Origin of the sequence: Aeromonas sp. QDB62, from assembly GCF_027705695.1 — a bacterium.
Taxonomy (GTDB): Bacteria; Pseudomonadota; Gammaproteobacteria; order Enterobacterales; family Aeromonadaceae; genus Aeromonas; species Aeromonas allosaccharophila.
On sequence record NZ_JAPDCD010000024.1, the window covers coordinates 19944 to 40296 of the forward strand.

The window sequence follows — 20353 nt, forward strand, 5'->3', positions numbered from 1 at the left end:
CATATCTTAAATATAATTTACTTCGCATATCTATGAACACCAAAAAACATTAAAATAAAATAAAATAAATAATTTATCGTATAAGCTATATTTGCCCCCATGACACCATATTGCGGTACGAGAAAAAAAGTTAATATAACAAAGCTCATTGTGAATACTATTTCTGTTGTCATAAACCATCTTGTAGCACCACGTGAGATCATGGGGTAAGCATACAGCCAAGCCAATATCTTGATTACATCACCAGTTAATTGAATTGCAAACAGGTCACGAGCACTGCGGAATGCCTCTGTGAACAGCAGTGAAATCGCTACATCACGCAGTAAATAAACACATAATGCCATAGAGACGACAATTGGGACTACTATGCATGCAGTTTTATGAATTTCACCTATTATCGCGTCGATGCCAGTTAATGAAGCCAAACGCGGTAAATAATAGGTGCCAAGCGACATGGTGATTACCCCCAAATAGACTTCAGAGATTTTATAGACCGCTTGCCATTGACCTGTAGCCTCCCAGCCTACTTGATCAATTAAGATGTTGCGCACAAAGATCATGGATATCGGCACGGTTAACGCACTCGTTATCGCCATCAGCATATATTTGCCAATATCTTTGCGGGCTTGGGAGTCCACTGCGCCCCACCAGTAATGCAATTTAAACCAGGGCTGACGTAGGTTAGCAATTAACATCACCAGGCCAATCAAGGCGCTTTGTAGCGCGGCAGCTAATAGTGCACCCTCGATGTTGTGCAAGGCGATCATCGTCAGCATTACGCCGCCCGAAATCAGCGCCGATAACATCCCAAGACCGACATAACGTCGATATAACTGCTGACCGTTAATGACCGAATTACACAAAGTACCAACGGCAGCAAAAGGCAACACACTCAAGCTTGCCATCACTACCCAAGCAAGGTTGACATTTTTAAATAAACTGTTGGCAATCGGCTTGGCAAATAACAACCCAACCGGAATAGCAATAGCTGAAATAATTAATACCCAATGTAGCGCCGCTCGCCACCAAGGGGAGCAAGCATCAAATCCTTGATCCTTATTTTCAGCAGTAAAACGCACCACGCCGCTGCCTACGGGCGCATTAATTATACCATTTAAACTACCGACTAAGCTTTGCACTTGACCTAACATTGCCATACCGGTGGGGCCAGTATAAATGGCCACCACCTTGGCAATCACAAATCCCATCACCATGCGTAGCAGGGTTAATAACCCCGTCATGGCGGTGACTTTGAGTAAACGTCTCATCCAGCAAACCCATTGATAGCAGCAATCACTTGCTTAACCGCAGCATCACTCATAGTCGGGTCGAGCGGAATAGAGAGCACTTGCTGGTGAATTTGTTCGGTTAGCGGCAACGGCATATCCGCATATTGCTGATATGCCTGCTGCTTGTGCGGTGGAATGGGATAATGAATTAAGGTTTGAATACCTTTTTCTGCCAAATGCTGCTGCAAGGCTTGCCGCTGTTCACAACGCACTACAAATAAGTGCCAAACGTGGGCAAGTTCTTCATTGACTTGCGGTAGCGTAATTAGCGGGTTGCTGATATGAGCACGATAAGTTTGGGCGATGTGCTGACGGCGGGTGGTTTCTGTTTCTAAGTAGCGCAGTTTCACTCGCAGCATAGCGGCCTGAATTTCATCAAGTCGGCTATTTACACCTTGATAGAGATTTTCATACTTTTTATGTGAACCATAGTTGCGCAGGGCTTTGAGCGTTTGAGCTAGTTCATCATCATTAGTGGTGATAGCGCCTGCATCGCCGAGAGCGCCAAGGTTTTTGCCTGGGTAAAAGCTAAAGCCAGCCGCATCGCCCCAGTTACCTGCTCGTTGCCCATTTATCTCTGCACCGTGGGCCTGGGCGCAGTCTTCTAGCACTAATAGGTTATGCTTCTTGGCAAGCGTCATAATTTCCGGCATAGGACACAACTGGCCATATAAATGCACGGGCAGAATGGCTTTAGTTTTCGGGGTAATAGCATCGGCTATCGTGGCTGGATCCAAGTTATAGCTGGCCGGATTTGGCTCAACGAATACCGGCACCAATTCATTTTCGGTGATGGCTAACACGGAAGCAATATAGGTATTCGCTTGGACAATAACCTCGTCACCGGCCTGCAGTTTGCCCTGCTCCTTCCAAGCTCGCAGTGTCAGAATTAAAGCGTCCAACCCATTAGCCACACCAATGGCGTGCTTTACCCCGCAATAAGCTGCAAACTCGGTTTCAAATTGGGTTAGCTCATTGCCCATGATATACCAACCGGAATCAATGACGCGAGCACAAGCATCTTTAAGTTCCTGCTGGTATTGATTGTTGATGACTTTTAAATCGAGGAAGTTGATCATTTTATCACTCTGGAATATAAATTTCGGCGGTCCCTGTAATAACTTTTGACTTACCAACCTTACAGTAGGTATCAAAAAATACGCGCCTTCTTTTAAAATCTACTGATGTAACTTCAATAGTCGCTGTCACAGTATCACCAATATATACTGGTTTGCGAAATTTTAAATCCTGGCTGACATATACACAACCTCGCCCAGGGAGTTGAGTGCCAAATAAAGCTGAAAAAAAGCTAGAACTTAACATCCCATGTGCAATGCGTCGCTCGAACCTTGACTCTTTTGCGTATATCTCATCCATATGCACTGGGTTTTTGTCACCAGATATTCCTGCAAAATCTTTTATATCTGCATCAGTGATGGTCTGTGAGTATGATGCTGTCATTCCAGCCTCAATTTCTTCTATTTTATACATTATCTGAAAACTCTTTTATCCATTCTTGAACTATGTGTTCTGGGTAACCTCGAGTGAAGTGTTTCCTCCACGGGTAAGCAGGTCTGCGTGTTCCATCTTTTAGTTTTAATTTTGATGTACAACCAATCGCTTTGGCTGGCGAACCAGAATAAATAGTATCTTTTTCTGTCTTTCCAGATAAACAGGAATGTGCACCTATTAAACACCCTTCAGAAATATGTGCTCCAGGCAAAATAACTGACATAGTTGCAATTACTGCAAAGTTATCTACTATAACCCCCTGCATTACATTACTTGGAGGGGTTGGATCATTTGTGAGAACAACATAGGGGAAAATCCATACAAAATCACCAATTTTAGAATTTTGACCTATATGAACATTGCTATGGGTTCGAACATAATCACCAATTTCACAATGACCTTGTATATCTGACAACGTACCGATTTGAAAATTTTTTCCCGCTTTTGTTTTTTCGCGTACAGTGACACGGTGGCCTGTAACAAGCAATGAATCGAATTGAGAGCCCTCATAAAAAATACTATGTGAGCGAATGTGTGCATTGGCGCCGATAATCAAAAAATTGCCTTCCGATAATGAATTAGCAACTCCAAGTTCACAAAATGATTCAATCACCGAACCGTCACCTATATCAACATTATCGTAGACTGCTGTATAGGCACCAATAGTTACATTTTTACCAATTTTAGCCTTGTCTGATATTATTGCTGTAGGGTGTATACTCATCTAATCTCCTCCAAAAAATGCTCATAATCCCTAATATAATCCGACTCATCATAAAGCTGATCAGCTAACACCATCAAAACACAATCTTCGGAAAAGTCGTACATTTCCCGCCACATAAAGGATTCTATCAGCAAGCCTTGGGCTGGATTATCGAGCAACACCTCGACATGCTCGTTACCATCATCCAATAAAAAACGGCAATAACCACGTACCGCAATAGCGACTTGCTTAAGCGTTTTGTGAGCATGAAAGCCACGGCGTACACCATCTTTGGTATTAAAAAGATAGTAAACCCGTTTAACTGGAAAAGGAATGTTTTTGCCTTCCTCCAGTGCAATCAGCGAGCCGCGCTCATCACCGTGAGCTTGAAGGGGTATTAGCTTAATTTGCATGTTAAAAAGCCTGTTTGAATTGTAGAAATGATTGAGCATTCTTATCTTTTTCTGAAAGAAATACACTATCAATAGGCCATTGAATTTTCAGCTCGATATCATTCGACGCAATTGCACCTTCACTTTCTCGATGGTAATAAGCAGTGGTCTTATACAAAAACTCTGCACTCTCGCTCAGCGTTACAAATCCATGGGCAAACCCTTCCGGGATCCACAACTGTCGCTTGTTTTCACCTGACAGATGTACCCCAACCCATTGACCAAAAGTCGGTGACCTTTTGCGGATATCTACCGCCACATCAAACACTTCACCAGCCACACAGCGCACCAGCTTACCCTGGGCATGGGGCGGCAACTGATAGTGCAAGCCGCGCAATACGCCTTTTGACGATTTGGAGTGATTATCCTGCACAAAAGTAACCGAATATCCTACTGCCTCTTCAAACAGCTTGTGGTTGAAACTCTCAAAGAAAAAACCACGCTCGTCACCAAAGACCTTGGGCTCAAAGATCAGCACGTCAGGGATTGATGTTTTGATTACATTCATCTGTGTATCCACATTTAATTCAATCTTTATGGGGGGAGCATATTCCCTCCCCCCATATCACATCAGGCTTTGGCAACCATTCTTAACAAATATTGACCATAAGCATTCTTTGCCAGCGGTGCAGCAAGTTCACGCACCTGCTCAGCATTAATGAACTTCTGGCGATAGGCAATCTCTTCCGGACACGCGACTTTCAACCCCTGACGTGTCTCGATGGTCTGAATAAAGTTGCTCGCTTCAATCATGCTCTCGTGGGTTCCGGTATCAAGCCAGGCATAACCACGGCCCATCATCGCCACCGACAGATTACCTTGCTCCAGATAGATACGGTTCACATCAGTGATTTCCAGCTCACCACGTGGCGATGGCTTAAGACTCTTGGCGATCTCTACCACGCTGTTGTCGTAGAAATAGAGGCCAGTGACCGCATAGTTGCTCTTGGGATCCAGTGGCTTCTCTTCCAGTGAAATAGCGGTGCCCTGCTTATCAAACTCCACCACCCCATAACGCTCAGGGTCGTGCACATGGTAGGCAAAGACGGTAGCACCGCTCTCTTTGGCCGCAGCAGACTCCAGCTGTTTCTGCAGGTCATGGCCGTAGAAGATGTTGTCGCCCAGCACCAACGCGCAGGGGTCTGAACCGATGAACTCTTCACCCAGAATAAAGGCTTGTGCCAACCCGTCCGGGCTTGGCTGCACCTTGTATTGCAAGTTAAGGCCCCACTGGCTGCCATCACCCAGTAATTGCTCAAAACGGGGGGTATCTTGCGGCGTGCTGATGATCAAAATATCGTGAATACCCGCCAGCATCAGGGTGCTCAACGGGTAGTAGATCATCGGCTTGTCATAGATGGGCAGCAACTGCTTGCTCACCGCCATGGTGACCGGATAGAGACGGGTGCCAGAACCGCCGGCCAGAATAATGCCTTTACGTTTAGTCATGATGCTTGTTTCTTATTTTTAAATTGCAAAAGAAAAGGGTGGCGTGAGGCCACACCTTTCTGTTTTATCCCTGCCAGCCGGGGATGCATTCAATACATCCCTGGCCAGTGATTTACTTCCCCAGGATCTCGGTCAACATCCGCCCCACACCGACCGTCCACTCCGGCAGCACCAGATCGAAGGTGCGCTGGAATTTGCGGGTATCAAGGCGAGAGTTATGGGGGCGTTTGGCCGGAGTCGGGAAGGCGCTGGTCGGTACCGCATGGAGTTGCGTCACCGCCAATTCAACGCCAGCCTCTCTGGCTGTGGCAAACACCAGCTGGGCGTAGTCAAACCAGGTGGTGGTACCGGAGGCTATCAGATGGTACAGCCCGGCAACCTCGGGTTTACTCTGCGCAACACGGATCGCATGAACGGTACAATCGGCCAGCAACTCGGCACCGGTCGGGGCACCAAACTGGTCATTGATAATTGACATTTCGCTACGCTCTTTGCCAAAACGCAACATGGTCTTGGCAAAGTTGGCGCCACGGGCGGCGTAGACCCAGCTGGTGCGGAAGATCAGGTGACGCGCACAGAGGGTTGCGCCCTGTTCCCCTAGCAGCTTGGTTTCGCCGTAGACGTTGAGTGGGGCGGTCGCATCAGTTTCCACCCAGGGGCGCTCGCCGCTGCCATCGAACACATAATCGGTGGAGTAATGCACCAACCAGGCACCCAATACTTCCGCTTCTTTGGCAATCGCCGCCACACTGGTCGCGTTGAGCAGCTCGGCAAACTCTCGCTCGCTCTCCGCCTTGTCGACTGCGGTATGGGCCGCAGCGTTGACAATCACGTCCGGCTTGACCAGACGTACCGTGTCGGCCACCCCTGCTGGGTTGCTGAAATCGCCGCAATAGTCGGTGGAGTCAAAATCAACGGCTGTGATGCGCCCCAGCGGCGCCAGTGCACGCTGCAACTCCCAACCTACCTGGCCATTTTTACCAAACAGCAGAATATGCATCAGGCACGATCCCCGTAGTTCTGCTCAATCCAGGACTGGTAGGCACCGCTCTTGACGTTGTTGACCCACTGCTGGTTATCCAGATACCACTGCACGGTTTTGCGAATGCCAGACTCGAAAGTTTCTTGCGGTTGCCAATCAAGTTCTGCGCTCATCTTGCTGGCATCGATGGCATAACGGCGATCGTGACCGGGGCGATCCGCCACATAGGTGATTTGATCGCGGTAAGAGCCAGCTTTGGGCACCATCTCGTCCAGCAGATCACACACGGTATGCACCACGTCCAGATTCTGCTTCTCGTTGTGACCGCCGATGTTGTAGGTCTCCCCAACCAAGCCAGTAGTCACCACCTTGTAGAGCGCGCACGCGTGGTCTTCCACATAGAGCCAATCGCGAATTTGGTCGCCCTTGCCATAGACCGGCAGCGGCTTGCCATCCAGCACATTCAGGATCACCAGCGGGATCAGCTTCTCGGGGAAGTGGTACGGGCCGTAGTTGTTGGAGCAGTTGGTGACGATGGTCGGCAGGCCGTAAGTACGGCGCCAGGCGCGCACCAGATGGTCACTGGAGGCCTTGGAAGCAGAATAGGGGCTGCTGGGGGCATAGGGCGTGGTTTCGGTAAAGAGCGGCAATGCCTCACCGGCAGCCACTTCATCCGGATGGGGCAGATCGCCATACACCTCGTCGGTGGAGATATGGTGGAAGCGGAAGGCCGCCTTGCGCACCTCGTCCAGACCGTTCCAATAAGCGCGAGCCGCTTCCAGCAACATATAGGTGCCGACAATATTGGTCTCGATAAAGTCAGCCGGCCCTGTGATGGAGCGGTCAACATGGCTCTCGGCGGCCAGGTGCATCACAGCATCCGGCTGGTGCAAGGCAAACACCCGATCCAGCTCGACGCGATTGCAAATATCCACCTGCTCAAACGCATAACGATCGCTTGACGATACATAGGCCAGGGATTCCAGATTGCCTGCATAGGTGAGTTTATCGAGATTGATAACGGAATCTTGGGTATCACGGATGATATGGCGCACCACAGCAGAGCCGATAAAGCCTGCGCCACCGGTAACAAGTATTTTCATTTTATTATGCCAAATTAGACTGTTTATGTAAGGAAAGCCTGATGTAAAAAGTCAAGTCCAAAAAAATGATAATTTAGAGACGTCTAGTTAACTGGCTAGACTAATTGAGTACTTAAATCGCACTTACTCATACGAAGTATCATAGCAACAGTTATCGCCCCATACCAAAGAGTACTGTTTTCACGGTCAAAAAAAGAACTTTAATATCCAACAAAAGATTCTGGTGCTTTATATAGTAAATATCATACTTGTGTTTCCAGACAGCATCCTCAATAGACGCACCATAAGGATAGCTTACTTGAGCAAGCCCAGTTATTCCTGGTTTTACGGCATGACGAAAACGATAGTAAGGAATCACAATTTCTAGTTCTTTTATAAAAATCTCTCGTTCTGGTCTAGGCCCAACCAGTGACATCTCACTCTTAAATACATTAATCAGCTGTGGGAGCTCATCTATTCGTGTTTTCCTAATGAACGCACCAATTCGCGTAACACGCGCATCATTTTTACTTGCCCACTGGGCTCCATTTTTTTCAGCATCATTTCGCATAGAACGAAACTTGATAACATCAAACTCACGATTGAACTGGCCAACACGCGCTTGACGATAAAAAATGGGACCTGGAGACTCCAACTTGATTGCTATAGCAGTTAAAACACAGATGGGTATAGCAATCAACGCGAGAGCACTAGCAGCAATCAAGTCAAGCCCTCGCTTAACTATGCGATTAAAGGCACTAGAAAGAATAGAAAACGCCTTCATGTGCAAAAAATAACCACTATGCAATAATTCTACTTCTGTCAGACCAAAACGACGATCAATGTAACTCACCAAGGGCTCGACATAGGCACCACACTCTGTCGCCCTAACCAACATGGCAGAAATATCATCTGATAGAGTATTACTCTTGTAATGAACAAGAGTTTTCCCTCTTAAATCATTGAGTACATTTTCATTAAAGTACAGAGTTAAACCATGCTTTGACAAAACCCTCATAACAAGAGGTTCATCATCCACATTACAGTAAACGTACAGCTCATTCGTCTTAACATGCTCTTTTTTAAACTCATCGATGACTCGGTTTACATCAATGGGAACATATTGAGAGCAAGGTTGAGTAGTTTTATCACAAGCGACAGAACTTTGCTCCATGATTGAGTCTTGCTCAACGGCTGTATTTTTCATGTGTATCCGCATCCAAGTTGTGCAAAAAAAATCTACTGTTATCCAATCAGACATTGTCATGTACATCTTTACTCAATACCTTTGCCATAACAGATAACTGTTAGCATAGTGACAACAGATGGTGTCAAAAAGATATACATTATAAGCAACACATGGTCGAGAATGAGGAAGCTACATAGAACACTATTTCCTAGAAAACACAGTGGCTACCGCCCCTGGGTTACAGCCCCCAGTTTGCTGCTTTTAACCTGATTGTGCTTGCTGTTGGCCATCATGTCCTCCAGCATTGTTATGATTGTTGATGCATGACCATACAGTTCTTTTTTGCGTCATGACGCCAATAAAAGTTGTGCATAGAAAACATCGCATCGTACAAACCCGATAGATCTAAGATCTTATCTCTATTCCGACAAAACTGCACACAAAAAAATGTTTCAACATCTCGTTTTTAACCAAGATTCGATAGAAAACCAGAAGAGCTGTATGACCCCACCAAAAACACGATTAAAAGTCAACCTAACGTAACCGGTTGGGACAAAAAAATGGCTATGTCCCAATTACGTGTCGCATGGAGTACCCCAGCGCCTCATGCAAACACACTTTGATATTTACGCCCCTCCCGTAACGCTCCAGAATCCTGCGCCACTAGGTAGTTCTTCAGGTAGTGCGTCGCCACGCCATGGAAACGCTCCATCCACTCCTTCAACCGATGGTGATACCCGTTCACGTGCTGGATGTGATACGCACCGACCACCCGTTCGCCTTGGCGATTGTGCACTACCTGATGGGTGACGCCCTGCGCTTAGCTGAAACTGGCATACACACCCGCTCCATCGCTACACAGCACCGCATCCGGTGACACCCGCGGCTTCAAAACCGCGATGACCGCCTCGGCATTTATCTTCTCCAGCTGAAAATCCACATGGGGGCCTGCCCGGTCTTGCACCACCATCTCTGGGATGTAATCCGCCCGGTTCCACAGGTTCGCCCCTTATCACCACGATGCCCTCTTCCCGCGTGGCTTGACGGGTTGCCATTGCGCGCAAGAAACGATGACGCCAGAGGAACACGGTATTTTTGCTGACCCCACAGCGCTGCCTGGCGGACGGTCAGTCCTTCAATGAGGGCTTGCGCGTAGTCTTCCCAGCATTGTGCTTGGTGCAACCGGGCCAGAGGCGTTTGGGTCAGAACGGTGCTGGTGCGCAGACACAATTTGCAACAGTAGCGACGCATCCCCAAGGCACCAGTTGAGCGACATCGGCCTGACAATGTGGGCAGCCGCTGCATGCCGGTAACTGAGTATTGACTGAGATAATGGTGTGGAGTGCAGTGAGCTCCTGCTGAGCAACACGGTGCCGGCACAGGGTTAACTGGGGAAGAGGGACAACAGGTGTTGAAAGGCTGGATTATGCATGATGGTAGACCTCAAGGTGATGGCCTACTTCAAGATTAGCCTTTCAACACGTAAGCGGGACAGCGCCAAAAAATAGGGCAACCATTCAGGTTGCCCTATTTGCAGGTCAGATTTGGTCTGGCATTATCTTCTGATACCGCAGGTTAACTGAGAAAAGCACTGCCATCAGTCATATTTTGACTCATGGGTATGGGTCAGGCGCTCTTCTTTGCTACTGTGTTTGGTGAAGTAGCGCATCACCAGCACAAAGAAGAGCGGTACGAAGAAGATGGCCAGCACGGTGGCACTGATCATCCCCCCCATCACGCCGGTACCGATGGCGTTACGGCTGCTTGCACCTGCGCCAGAGCTGATTACCAGCGGTAGCACCCCGAGGATAAAGGCGAGCGAGGTCATCAGGATCGGACGCAGACGCAGGCGTGCCGCCTCCACCACCGCCTCACCCAAGCCCATCCCCTTGTCGTAGAGCTCTTTGGCAAATTCCACGATCAAAATCGCGTTTTTTGCCGACAAGCCGATGGTAGTGAGCAGACCAACCTGGAAGTAGACGTCGTTCTCCAATCCGCGAAGGGTGGCAGCCACAATGGCCCCCAGAACCCCGAGCGGTACTACCAGCATCACCGAGAACGGAATGCTCCAGCTCTCGTAGAGGGCCGCCAGACAGAGGAACACCACCAACAAGGAGATGGCGTAGAGCGCAGGAGCCTGTGAACCGGCCTGACGCTCCTGGAAGGAGAGCCCGGTCCACTCGATGCCCACCCCTTCCGGCAGCTGTTTAACCATCTGCTCAATCGCAGCCATCGCATCACCGGTACTCTTGCCGGGCGCCGCCTCACCGACGATCTCCATCGCCGGCACGCCGTTATAACGCTCCAGACGGGGCGAACCGAAGCTCCACTCGGTGCTGGCAAAGGCGGAGAAGGGCACCATCTGACCGGCACTGTTGCGCACATACCAGAGTTTCAGGTCCTCCGGGTTCATCCGGAAGGGGGCATCCGCCTGCATGTAGACCTTCTTGATCCGGCCACGATCAACGAAGTCATTGACGTAGGACGAGCCCCAGGCAGTGGCCAGGGTGTTGTTGATATCCGCGATGGAGAGCCCCTGCGCCAGCGCCTTCTCGTAGTCGATCTTGATGTCGAGTTGCGGCGTATCTTCCATCCCGTTCGGGCGTACCCGCACCAGGGTGGGATCCTGCGCCGCCATGCCGAGCAGTTGGTTACGCGCCGCCATCAGCTTGTCGTGACCGATACCGCCGCGATCCTGCAGGAAGAAGTCAAAACCGGTCGCCGTACCCAGCTCCGGGATCGGAGGCAGGTTAAAGGCGAACACTTGCGCCTCCTTGATGCTGAACAGATAGCCCATGGCACGACCGATAATGGCATTGGCGCTGCGATCCGGGCTCTTGCGCTCGCTCCAGTCCTTGAGCTTGATAAAGGCCATACCCGCGTTCTGGCCACTACCGGCGAAGCTGAAGCCGGATACGGTCAGTACGGAGTCAACGTTATCCTTCTCGTTTTTCAGGAAGTAGTCGCGCATGTCGGCCAGCACCACCTCGGTGCGCTGCTTGGTGGCCCCCACCGGAAGTTGGACCATGGACATGATGACCCCCTGATCCTCTTCCGGCAGGAAGGAGGTGGGCATCCGCATAAAGAGCACTGCCAGTACCGCCAGCATGGCGCCGTAGATCAGGCTGTAGCGCACGCCCTGCTTGATCACCTTGCGCACGCCGCTCTGATAGCGGTTGGTACCCGCATCAAAGGCGCGGTTGAACCAGCCAAAGAAGCCGCGCTTGGCACCAAACTCGCCATGTTTCATCGGCTTGAGCAGGGTGGCACAGAGCGCCGGTGTCAGGATCAACGCCACCAGTACCGACAGCACCATGGCCGAGACGATGGTCAATGAGAACTGGCGATAGATGGCGCCGGTCGAGCCGCCGAAGAAGGCCATCGGCACGAACACGGCGGAGAGCACCAACGCGATCCCCACCAACGCACCGGTGATCTGGGTCATCGACTTGCGGGTCGCTTCCAGCGGGGAGAGATCCTCCTCGCTCATCAGCCGCTCCACGTTCTCCACTACCACGATGGCGTCATCCACCAGCAGGCCGATGGCCAGCACCATACCGAACATGGTGAGGGTGTTGATGGAGAAGCCGAACGCCGCCATCACCCCGAAGGTACCGAGCAGCACCACAGGCACCGCAATGGTCGGGATCAGGGTGGCGCGGAAGTTCTGCAGGAACAGATACATGACGCAGAACACCAGGAAGATCGCCTCGATCAGGGTCTGCACCACCTCCTCGATGGAGATCTTCACAAACGGCGTGGTGTCGTAGGGATAGACGATCTCCATGTTGGCCGGGAAGTAATCCGACAGCTCATTGAGCTTGGCACGCACCTTCTCCGCGGTATCCAGCGCGTTGGCGCCGGTAGCCAGCTTGATGGCGACCGCGGCGGTAGACTGGCCGTTGTAGAGCGCATCGGCGTCATAGCTTTCGCCTGCCAGCTCGACCCGGGCCACATCTTTCAGCCGCACCTTGGAGCCATCCTGATTCACCCGCAGCAGGATGTCGTTGAACTGCTCCACGGTAGAGAGCCGGGTCTGCCCCATGATGGTGGCGGTGAACTGCTGATCTTCCACCGACGGAGTACCACCCAGCTTGCCGAACGCCACCTGGGCGTTCTGCGCCTTGATGGCCGCCTGCACATCACCCGGTGTCATCTGCACCCGGTTGAGTTTGTTGGGATCGAGCCACACCCGCATGGAGTACTGGCTGCCGAACAATGTGATCTCGCCCACCCCGTCCAGACGGCTCAGGGGCTCCTTGATGTTGGAGACCACATAATCCGCCAGATCGTCGTTCTTCATGCTGCCATCGCTGGAGATGAAGGCGGCCACCATCAGGAAGCTGCTGGAGGTCTTCTGTACCCGGATCCCCTGCTGCTGAACCTCTTGCGGCAGCAGCGACATCGCCTGCTGCAGCTTGTTCTGCACCTGCACCTGGGCGATATCGGGATCGGTCCCCGGCTGGAAGGTGAGTGTTACCGACACCCGACCCGCGGAGTCAGACTGGGAGGACATGTAGAGCAGGTGATCCAGCCCGGTCATGTTCTGTTCGATGATCTGGGTCACCGAGTCTTCCACCGTCTTGGCGGAGGCGCCCGGATAGCTGGCAGAAATGCTCACTGCCGGGGGCGCAATGCTCGGATACTGGGCTACCGGCAGCTTGATGATGGCCAGGCTGCCCGCCAGCATGATCACCAACGCGATCACCCAGGCAAAAATGGGTCTGTCTATAAAAAATCGAGCCATGAGGCGATTACTCCATCCTACTTGTTGGCCGGGGTGCTGGACGCAGCCTGGGCAGACTGCGCATCGGCGCCCTGCTCAGCGGGATTGACCACGGCGCCCGGTCGTACTTTCTGCAAGCCAGCCACAATCACCCGCTCGCCGGAGGTGAGGCCGGACTCCACCACCCAGTTGCTGCCAACGACACGGCTCAGCTGGACGTTGCGCAGCTCCACCTTGTTGTCAGCCGTCACCACCATCACGGTCGCGCCACCATTGGGGGTGCGAGTCACGGCAGTTTGCGGCACCAACAGCCCTTGCGCCCGCTCACCCTCTTGCAGGGTGGCGCGCATGAACATGCCGGGCAGCAGCAGTTGATGAGGGTTGGGCACAATCACCCGCAGGGTCACCATGCCGGAGGTCTCGTCCACGGTCACATCGGAGAACTGCAACGAGCCCTCTTCGCCATAGGTGCTGCCATCTTCCAGCTGGAAGGTCACCTTGGCGCCTTTCTGCTCGTCCTGGGTCAGCTTGCCCTCGGCGACCAGTCGCTTGAGGCGCAACAGATCGGCGGTGGACTGACGCACGTCCACATACATGGGATCGAGCTGCTGGATGGCGGTCAGGCTGTCTGCCTGCTGGGCGGTCACCAGCGCACCCTCGGTCACCGCGGATTTACCGATGCGGCCGCTGATAGGGGCGGTGATGCGGGTGTAACCGAGATTGATCTCGGCAGTGCGCAGGGCCGCCTTGCTTGCCATGATCTCCGCCTTGGCCTGCTTCCAGCTGGCGTCGGCGTCGTCATAGTCCTGACGGCTGATGGATTTGACCTTGAGCAGCTCTTGATAGCGCTGCGCCTTGAGGCGGGCACTCTGCTCGTTGGCCTCGGCCTTGGCCACATTGGCTTTGGCGCTGGCAACCGCCGCCTGATAGACAGCCGGGTCGATCTGATAGAGCAGATCGCCCGCCTTCACATCGCTCCCCTCGGTAAAGAGGCGCTTGAGGATGATGCCGCTCACCTGCGGACGCACTTCGGCCACCCGCAGCGGGGCGCTGCGGCCGGTCAATTCGGTGGTCAACATCAGCGGGCTGCTCTGCAGGGTCACCACGTTGACCGCCGCGGGGGGCATGCCGCCCTGTCCCTGGGGCGCGCCGCCCTTGTCACCACAACCTGCCAGCAAGCCTGTTGCCAGCAAGGCAAGACCAACTGAACGAGCAAGAATATGTTTATGCATGAAACACCTGAGCCTTTGCCAGTCAATGAACAATCAGGGCCACATGGGCCCTGTTGGTAAATATTCGCAAGATGAGGCAATATACATACATTCATAAATGTATGTAAGTGACTTTTTGCTTGCATGAGGCACTAATTTCGATGGCCAGACGAACCAAAGAAGAGGCGCAGCAAACCCGCTGCCACATCATGAGCACGGCGCTGGATCTGTTCTGCTCTCAGGGACTGGCCAAGACCAGCCTGACCGACATCGCCAGGGCGGCCGACCTGACGCGCGGGGCCATCTATTGGCACTTCAAGAACAAGGACGAACTCTTCATTTCGCTCTGGAAAGAGCTCTGCAGCCCACTCGCCCACCAGCTCGATGCCTGCCTCAATACCGACGAGCCGGATCCGCTGGGGCAACTGCGTCTCTTCTTCGAAGGGGTGCTCCACAGCTTCATTCACAATCCGGCGCAACGGCAGATGTTCACCCTGTTGTTCAATCTCGAATCGCTGGAGGGAGAAGCCATCTCACTGCGTGAACATATCCGCAGCGAGTCAGCCCACTTTTTTCAGGATCTGGAGACGACCCTGGCCAACGCGGTACGCCGGGGCCAACTGCCGGCAGACCTTAACTTGCAGCGCGCCGCCACCCTGCTCCACTGCACCCTGGATGGCTACATCATCAACTGGCTGCACTTTCCGGGGCGGATCGACCTGCAGAGTGAGTCCGGCTTTCTTATAGAGAGCATGTTCACCATGCTGGCCCAGCCCCACGGGCCCGCCTGCGGCCGCTAACCGGCTCCAGCATCACCAACACATCCCCGCAAACCGGGGCCTGACCGCACCAGCTTTGGCAGTCAGGCCCCGATTTGTTACCCTGTGCGCCCCCTGCTTGAGGTAACCCCTGTGCCACACTCCGACGCCATCCCCGCTTCCCGGCCCTTGAACGACCAGCATGCCCGCGCTCGGGCAGCCTTTGTGGCGCGCCTCAAACCCGGCGCCCATCTGCTCAATGGTCAGTGCGGTACGGGGGAGGATCTGTGCTGGCTGCGTGCAGAAGGGTATGTGGTCACCGCCTGTGACGCCGTGCTGGCCGACGCCAAAGTTGCCTCGCAGCAATCCGGACAAGCGGTGCGGGTCTGCCCCCTCCCACGGATGCACTCGGTGCTCCCTTACGATGGCATCTGGCTGAGTCGCCCGCTTGATAGCGATGCAGCCACTCTTGTCCCCCTGTTGCAACAGCTGGCTGCCCTGCTCAAAGCAGGCGCTCCGCTCTGCTTCCCTCTGCTGCCAGCTTGCGGGATGAACCACGACCAGCAGATCCCGCATCTGCAGCAACTCATCACCACATCCGGGATAGCGCTGCAACTGGCTCCGATGGAAACCGTCTCGACCAACACGCCACAATCCGCAAGCCAAAACGCCAGCCAATACGTCATGTTGCTGCGTGGCGATCATCATGCCCCCTAACGGGCTAATTCATCACGGATTTTTCAGTTCAACGCCAAACCGACTGCCAGTCGGCGATTTTGGCTATCGACAATATTTAACTCGGTGTTAACGCAGCAAAGGCAGACATAACACGGTTTCTGTGTTAAAAAGTTCGATTAATATCAAAATTTAATAACAAAACAGACAATACAACCAACTCCGGATTTCCTTATGAAACTTGTCCTGAAACTCATTGCTGGCATCCTTGCCGGTCTCTTGCTCGGTCTCTACGCCCCTGAGTGGGTGGCGCGCGTGCTGTTTACGGCCAAGACAGTGATAGGTCAGCTGATCACCTTCACCATTCCGCTCATCATTCTGTTCTTTATCATGAGCGGCATCGCCAGCCTGCCGAAAAACTCCGGCAAGCTGCTGGGCAAAACCGTGGCCCTCTCCTACTGCTCCACCATTCTGGCAGGGCTGTTCGCCTTTACCGTGGCGAGCCACCTGATCCCACTGCTCACCACCGCTGCCGAGCCCACCACGGCCACGGCCATCAAGCTCGCCTCCTACGTCAATCTGGAGATCCCGCCGCTGTTTGGCGTGATGTCGGCACTGGCCGCCGCCTTTGTGTTCGGTATCGGCATCAGCGCCACCCAGGCCACCGATCTGCGCCGGGTCGCCGATCAGGGTCGTGACATCATCGACCGTCTGCTGGCCAGGGTGATCATCCCGCTGCTGCCGTTCTATATCGCCGGGGTCTTTGTCGAGATGACGGTAGAAGGCACCGTGTTCGCTACCCTGAAAACCTTCGGCGTGGTGCTGGTGATGGCGATCCTGATGCACTGGATCTGGCTCTCCGTGCTGTTTATCGGCACCGGTCTAGCCCTTGGCCGCTCACCGGCCCAGCTCATCAAAAACATGCTGCCCGCCTACTTCACCGCGCTGGGGACCATGTCGAGCGCCGCCACCATTCCGGTCGCCCTGCAATCGAGCAAGAACAACGGGGTGAGCGACGGCATCGCCAACTTCACCGTGCCGCTGTGCGCCACCATTCACCTCTGTGGCTCCACCATTACCCTGGTCACCTGCGCCACCGCGGTGATGTTCCTCTCCGAGCATCTGGCTATTCCGGGCATCGAGACCATGCTCCCCTTCATCATGATGCTGGGGGTGATCATGATCGCCGCTCCGGGCGCGCCGGGTGGTGGCGTGATGTCGGCACTGGGTCTGCTCACCTCCATGCTCGGCTTCGGTGAAGCCTCCATCGCCCTGATGATCGCCCTCTATCTGGCACAGGACAGCTTCGGCACCGCCTGCAACGTCACCGGTGACGGCGTGATCGCCCTGTGGGCCGATCGCTTCGCCAACGGCAGCGAGAGCACTGAAAGCGCATCCCCTGTGGCCGAGGCCGAACAGGCGTAAGCTCGCCGGGAAGGCAACCGCCATCCTCTATCAAAAACCGCAGGCCCGAACCATGTTCGGGCCTGCGTCGTTTCTGCCACCTTCACTACTTTTGTACGTCTTCCTCTCCCCCCTCTTTACCCCTCTCTGCCATAAACAGCATTCGCGCAACCCTCTACATCCGACAAAATTATTGGCATATGCCACATATGAGCGTATAAATGGCGTATGCCAATTAGGAGCCACCATGCCAAGACCCAAGATTGCCCGCCAGATCTGTGGCCGCCCCGCCAACAGCTGCTTCAAACCCAACGGCCGCCCCATGCATCAGCTGGAGCAGGTCACCTTGGCCCCTGACGAGTTCGAGGCGTTGCGCCTCGTCGACCTTCAAGGAATGCAGCAGCAGGAGGCCGCCCTGGTGATGGGCGTCTCCCGTCAGACCTTGGCCAATATCCTGAAAAAAGGGCGCTACAAGGTGGTGGAGTGTCTGAGTCTGGGCAAGGCATTGATGATGCAACCCGCCGAGCCCGACCACCAAACCAGTGGAGAAGATCCGAAATGAATCCTGTCACAAACATCCCCTGCAACAGCGCCCTGATGCTAAGTCAGGGCCTGCTGGCCGGCCACTTTACCCGTGCCGAGCAGTTACAGATCCTCAGCCCAGAAGGGAATGTTATCACCACCCTGGCCAACCCGGCCGCCGCCGAAGGCTGCCACGGCAAGCAGGGGCTGCTCGACGCCCTCGCCCATCATCAGGTGGGTCAGGTGGTGGTGCGCAATATCGGCGAGCGGATGCTGGGGCGCCTGCTGGCGGCCAATATCCGGGTACTACAATGCCGCTCTGCCCGCCTGCCGCTGCCCGCGCTGCTGGCCCCTGCCAATCTGCAACCTCTCACCGAGGCCAGTCAGGGCCGCCCGTCTCGCCGTCATCAGAGCAAGTCGGCGATCCGTGCCATCCAGCCTGTTGGCGCTGGCCACAGCCATGCCGATTGTCATGGTGGTTGCAACAGCAGCTCAGGTCACTGTTGCGCTAATGGTGGCCATCAGGCAGATAGCTCACGACAAGGCCATACTTGTTGTCACGGCAGTGAGGGCGCAGGCCAACAGGGCGGTTGCTGCCATCATCACTGATGCCATCACAGTGCATGTCATCACCATCAAGGAGAAGAGATCATGTCCATCTGGTTGTTGAGCCTGCTCGCCTCGTTCGTGCTGATCCTGGCCATGGGAACCATCATCTGGTGGCGTCAATACCAACTTGCCCAGAAGCGGGAGGATAAAGAGGTGCGCCCCTGTGGCTGCTCCAGCGCCTGCGCCGATCACCTCCACCAAATCAGCGAGCCGACGCCCAAAAAATAACCCGCCAGCGGCCCGCCACAGATACAAGGTTGGCAAAATGGAGGCGCATTGAATAGAAAGACGCCTAAAAGAGAGGGGGCACCTGCTGGTGCCCCCTCTCTATTTATTCCTCATCATGCTTGAACCGCCGCTGTGCCCCTTACGCTCATCACGCGCGCTCAACCCGGCTCAGCACCGCTGGCCGCCTCTCCGGCCGGATCCTGATACTGCTGATAGATGGCATAAAACTCGGCCTTGTTGTGCAGGGCAGCGGCAACACAGGCGGGATCGAACTGGCTGCCGGCATGCTCCTCCAAATAGGCAAACGCCATCTCGAACGGCCAAGCCTGCTTGTAGGGGCGCTCGCTGGTCAGGGCATCAAACACATCGGCTACCGTCACGATGCGGGCCGCCAGCGGAATTGCCTCCCCCGCCAATCCTTGCGGGTAACCGGTGCCGTCAAAACGCTCGTGATGATAGGCAATAATATTGGTCAGCATATCGGTGTGGTGAATGCCATCGAGGCCAAACTCGTTGATCATCAGGTTGATCATCTCCTGTCCCTTGCCGGGGTGGCTCTTCATCACCTCAAACTCTTCCGGCGCCAACTTGCCCGGCTTGAGCAAAATGGCATCCGGCACCGCGATCTTGCCGATGTCGTGCAGCTCCGAGAAGAGATAGATAAACTCCACCTCCTCATCGCTCAACCCGCAACTCGGTGCCAGTGTCCTGGCGATCAGCCGGGAGTAGCCCGACATCCGGTGCAGGTGGTTGGCGGTCTCCTCATCCCGATAACGGCTGAACTCCCGCGCCGTAGTCAGCGCGCCGCCAAGGGTCTGGATGGAGAAAAACTCCACCGCAATGATGGCCGACAACACCTGGGCATAGGCTGACAGCTCGCTGCGGATCGGCTCGTTGAAGTAGCCCGGCTCCATCGCATCGCAGAACAGAAAACCAAACAGCTTGCTGTTGAACAGCAGCGGCTCGGTATAGCTGGAGGCATAGCCCGCCTCCAGCAGCTTGCGGCTGTGCTCAGACGCCGAGCCACGCAGGGCATCGAGATTGCCAAGCACCCGAGGCTGCTTGTGCTCCGCCAGATAGCGCAGGGAGGGGACATCGCTCAACTTCACCTCATACTGCACCAGCGGCGAGTGCCCCTCGGTGCTGTGAGCGAAGGTCTTGAGCTGATCCGTATGGGGATCATAAATCGCGATGGCCACCCGGCTCAGCTTGTCAAAACGCTCGCGCAGCGTGGCATGCACGCTCTGCATTCTTTCGCCAAATGAACTTTCCATCGTCTTCTCCACCGTATCCCCGTGGTGGGAGTATAGTGACTCCCGTTGCAACCCTCCCTGCCATTGAGCCGAAAATGACAGGAAAGCCAACAAAGCGGGATCTTCGTAACAGGCCCGCGCGACAGGGGCAATAGCCCCATCAAGGGCGCGTCATTTCTGGCCATTGATGCAACCCAATCCTGCCTGCCCGGAGATATTGTTCGGTTCTGCCATGCTGGCTGTATAGTTTTTGGTTAACCATTCCGGTAAAATCCGCGCCCTTGAATAAGAGCCACCTAAGAGTGATTG

General features: G+C 53.8%; 19 protein-coding genes and 1 pseudogene. 6 read left to right on the top strand and 14 right to left on the bottom strand.

Translation table 11 applies throughout. The features are described from left to right. Nucleotides 1-17 precede the first annotated feature (17 nt). The 13 genes and pseudogenes from OKC27_RS13270 to OKC27_RS13330 form a co-directional block, all read right to left on the bottom strand. Nucleotides 18-1268, bottom strand: coding sequence for an O-antigen translocase (locus OKC27_RS13270; protein ID WP_270806365.1), 1251 nt, complete (start codon nt 1266-1268; stop codon nt 18-20). Next, nucleotides 1265-2368 carry a DegT/DnrJ/EryC1/StrS family aminotransferase gene (locus OKC27_RS13275; protein ID WP_270806366.1) on the bottom strand — a complete coding sequence of 368 codons (1104 nt, stop codon included), beginning with the start codon at nt 2366-2368 and terminating at the stop codon, nt 1265-1267. Before OKC27_RS13275 ends, OKC27_RS13270 begins: the two co-directional genes overlap by 4 nt. Nucleotides 2369-2372: 4 nt before the next feature. Beyond that, on the bottom strand, nt 2373-2780 hold the full coding sequence (locus OKC27_RS13280; protein WP_098969892.1) for a MaoC family dehydratase: 408 nt from the start codon (nt 2778-2780) through the stop codon (nt 2373-2375). After that, nucleotides 2773-3525: an N-acetyltransferase gene (locus OKC27_RS13285; RefSeq protein WP_270806367.1), complete on the bottom strand. Its 753-nt coding sequence runs from the start codon at nt 3523-3525 to the stop codon at nt 2773-2775. Before OKC27_RS13285 ends, OKC27_RS13280 begins: the two co-directional genes overlap by 8 nt. After that, nucleotides 3522-3917, bottom strand: a complete 396-nt coding sequence (locus tag OKC27_RS13290; protein ID WP_270806368.1) for a sugar 3,4-ketoisomerase — start codon at nt 3915-3917, stop codon at nt 3522-3524. Before OKC27_RS13290 ends, OKC27_RS13285 begins: the two co-directional genes overlap by 4 nt. A gap of 1 nt (nt 3918) precedes the next feature. Beyond that, complete coding sequence (gene rfbC, locus OKC27_RS13295; protein WP_270806369.1) at nt 3919-4464, bottom strand: dTDP-4-dehydrorhamnose 3,5-epimerase; 546 nt, start codon at nt 4462-4464, stop codon at nt 3919-3921. Nucleotides 4465-4526: 62 nt separating this feature from the next. Further along, nucleotides 4527-5405 (bottom strand): glucose-1-phosphate thymidylyltransferase RfbA, encoded by an 879-nt coding sequence (gene rfbA / locus OKC27_RS13300; protein ID WP_270806370.1) that lies wholly within the window; start codon nt 5403-5405, stop codon nt 4527-4529. A gap of 112 nt (nt 5406-5517) precedes the next feature. Then, nucleotides 5518-6405, bottom strand: coding sequence for a dTDP-4-dehydrorhamnose reductase (gene rfbD / locus OKC27_RS13305; protein ID WP_270806371.1), 888 nt, complete (start codon nt 6403-6405; stop codon nt 5518-5520). Next, entirely contained in the window at nt 6405-7490 is a 1086-nt protein-coding gene (rfbB, locus tag OKC27_RS13310) for a dTDP-glucose 4,6-dehydratase (RefSeq protein WP_270806372.1), read from the bottom strand. The genes rfbD and rfbB overlap by 1 nt, the downstream gene beginning before the upstream one ends. A gap of 151 nt (nt 7491-7641) precedes the next feature. Continuing rightward, nucleotides 7642-8676 carry an exopolysaccharide biosynthesis polyprenyl glycosylphosphotransferase gene (locus tag OKC27_RS13315; protein WP_270806373.1) on the bottom strand — a complete coding sequence of 345 codons (1035 nt, stop codon included), beginning with the start codon at nt 8674-8676 and terminating at the stop codon, nt 7642-7644. 546 nt (nt 8677-9222) lie between these two features. Then, nucleotides 9223-10090 (bottom strand): annotated as a pseudogene (locus OKC27_RS13320) (IS1595 family transposase). Nucleotides 10091-10255: 165 nt separating this feature from the next. Further along, nucleotides 10256-13405: an efflux RND transporter permease subunit gene (locus OKC27_RS13325; protein WP_270806374.1), complete on the bottom strand. Its 3150-nt coding sequence runs from the start codon at nt 13403-13405 to the stop codon at nt 10256-10258. Between the two features lie 17 nt (nt 13406-13422). Continuing rightward, the gene (locus OKC27_RS13330; protein WP_042056871.1) at nt 13423-14616 is read right to left on the bottom strand and encodes an efflux RND transporter periplasmic adaptor subunit; all 1194 of its coding nucleotides are present in this window, start codon (nt 14614-14616) and stop codon (nt 13423-13425) included. A 140-nt stretch (nt 14617-14756) separates the two neighbouring features. Between OKC27_RS13330 and OKC27_RS13335 the strand changes: the two genes are divergently transcribed. The 6 genes from OKC27_RS13335 to OKC27_RS13360 all read left to right on the top strand — a co-directional run bounded on the left by OKC27_RS13335 (nt 14757) and on the right by OKC27_RS13360 (nt 18791). Continuing rightward, nucleotides 14757-15395, top strand: a complete 639-nt coding sequence (locus tag OKC27_RS13335) for a TetR family transcriptional regulator (protein ID WP_127008422.1) — start codon at nt 14757-14759, stop codon at nt 15393-15395. A gap of 111 nt (nt 15396-15506) precedes the next feature. Then, nucleotides 15507-16070, top strand: coding sequence for a hypothetical protein (locus tag OKC27_RS13340; RefSeq protein ID WP_075113071.1), 564 nt, complete (start codon nt 15507-15509; stop codon nt 16068-16070). Nucleotides 16071-16262: 192 nt separating this feature from the next. Continuing rightward, entirely contained in the window at nt 16263-17453 is a 1191-nt protein-coding gene (locus OKC27_RS13345) for a dicarboxylate/amino acid:cation symporter (RefSeq protein ID WP_234605482.1), read from the top strand. A gap of 226 nt (nt 17454-17679) precedes the next feature. Continuing rightward, nucleotides 17680-17994 carry a DUF134 domain-containing protein gene (locus tag OKC27_RS13350; protein ID WP_042657840.1) on the top strand — a complete coding sequence of 105 codons (315 nt, stop codon included), beginning with the start codon at nt 17680-17682 and terminating at the stop codon, nt 17992-17994. Next, complete coding sequence (locus OKC27_RS13355; RefSeq protein ID WP_234605484.1) at nt 17991-18563, top strand: NifB/NifX family molybdenum-iron cluster-binding protein; 573 nt, start codon at nt 17991-17993, stop codon at nt 18561-18563. Before OKC27_RS13350 ends, OKC27_RS13355 begins: the two co-directional genes overlap by 4 nt. A gap of 42 nt (nt 18564-18605) precedes the next feature. Beyond that, nucleotides 18606-18791 carry a hypothetical protein gene (locus tag OKC27_RS13360; protein ID WP_127008414.1) on the top strand — a complete coding sequence of 62 codons (186 nt, stop codon included), beginning with the start codon at nt 18606-18608 and terminating at the stop codon, nt 18789-18791. A gap of 158 nt (nt 18792-18949) precedes the next feature. On the opposite strand, the gene OKC27_RS13365 is transcribed toward OKC27_RS13360, so the two are convergent. Then, nucleotides 18950-20065, bottom strand: a complete 1116-nt coding sequence (locus OKC27_RS13365) for an HD domain-containing phosphohydrolase (RefSeq protein WP_234605487.1) — start codon at nt 20063-20065, stop codon at nt 18950-18952. Nucleotides 20066-20353 lie beyond the last annotated feature (288 nt).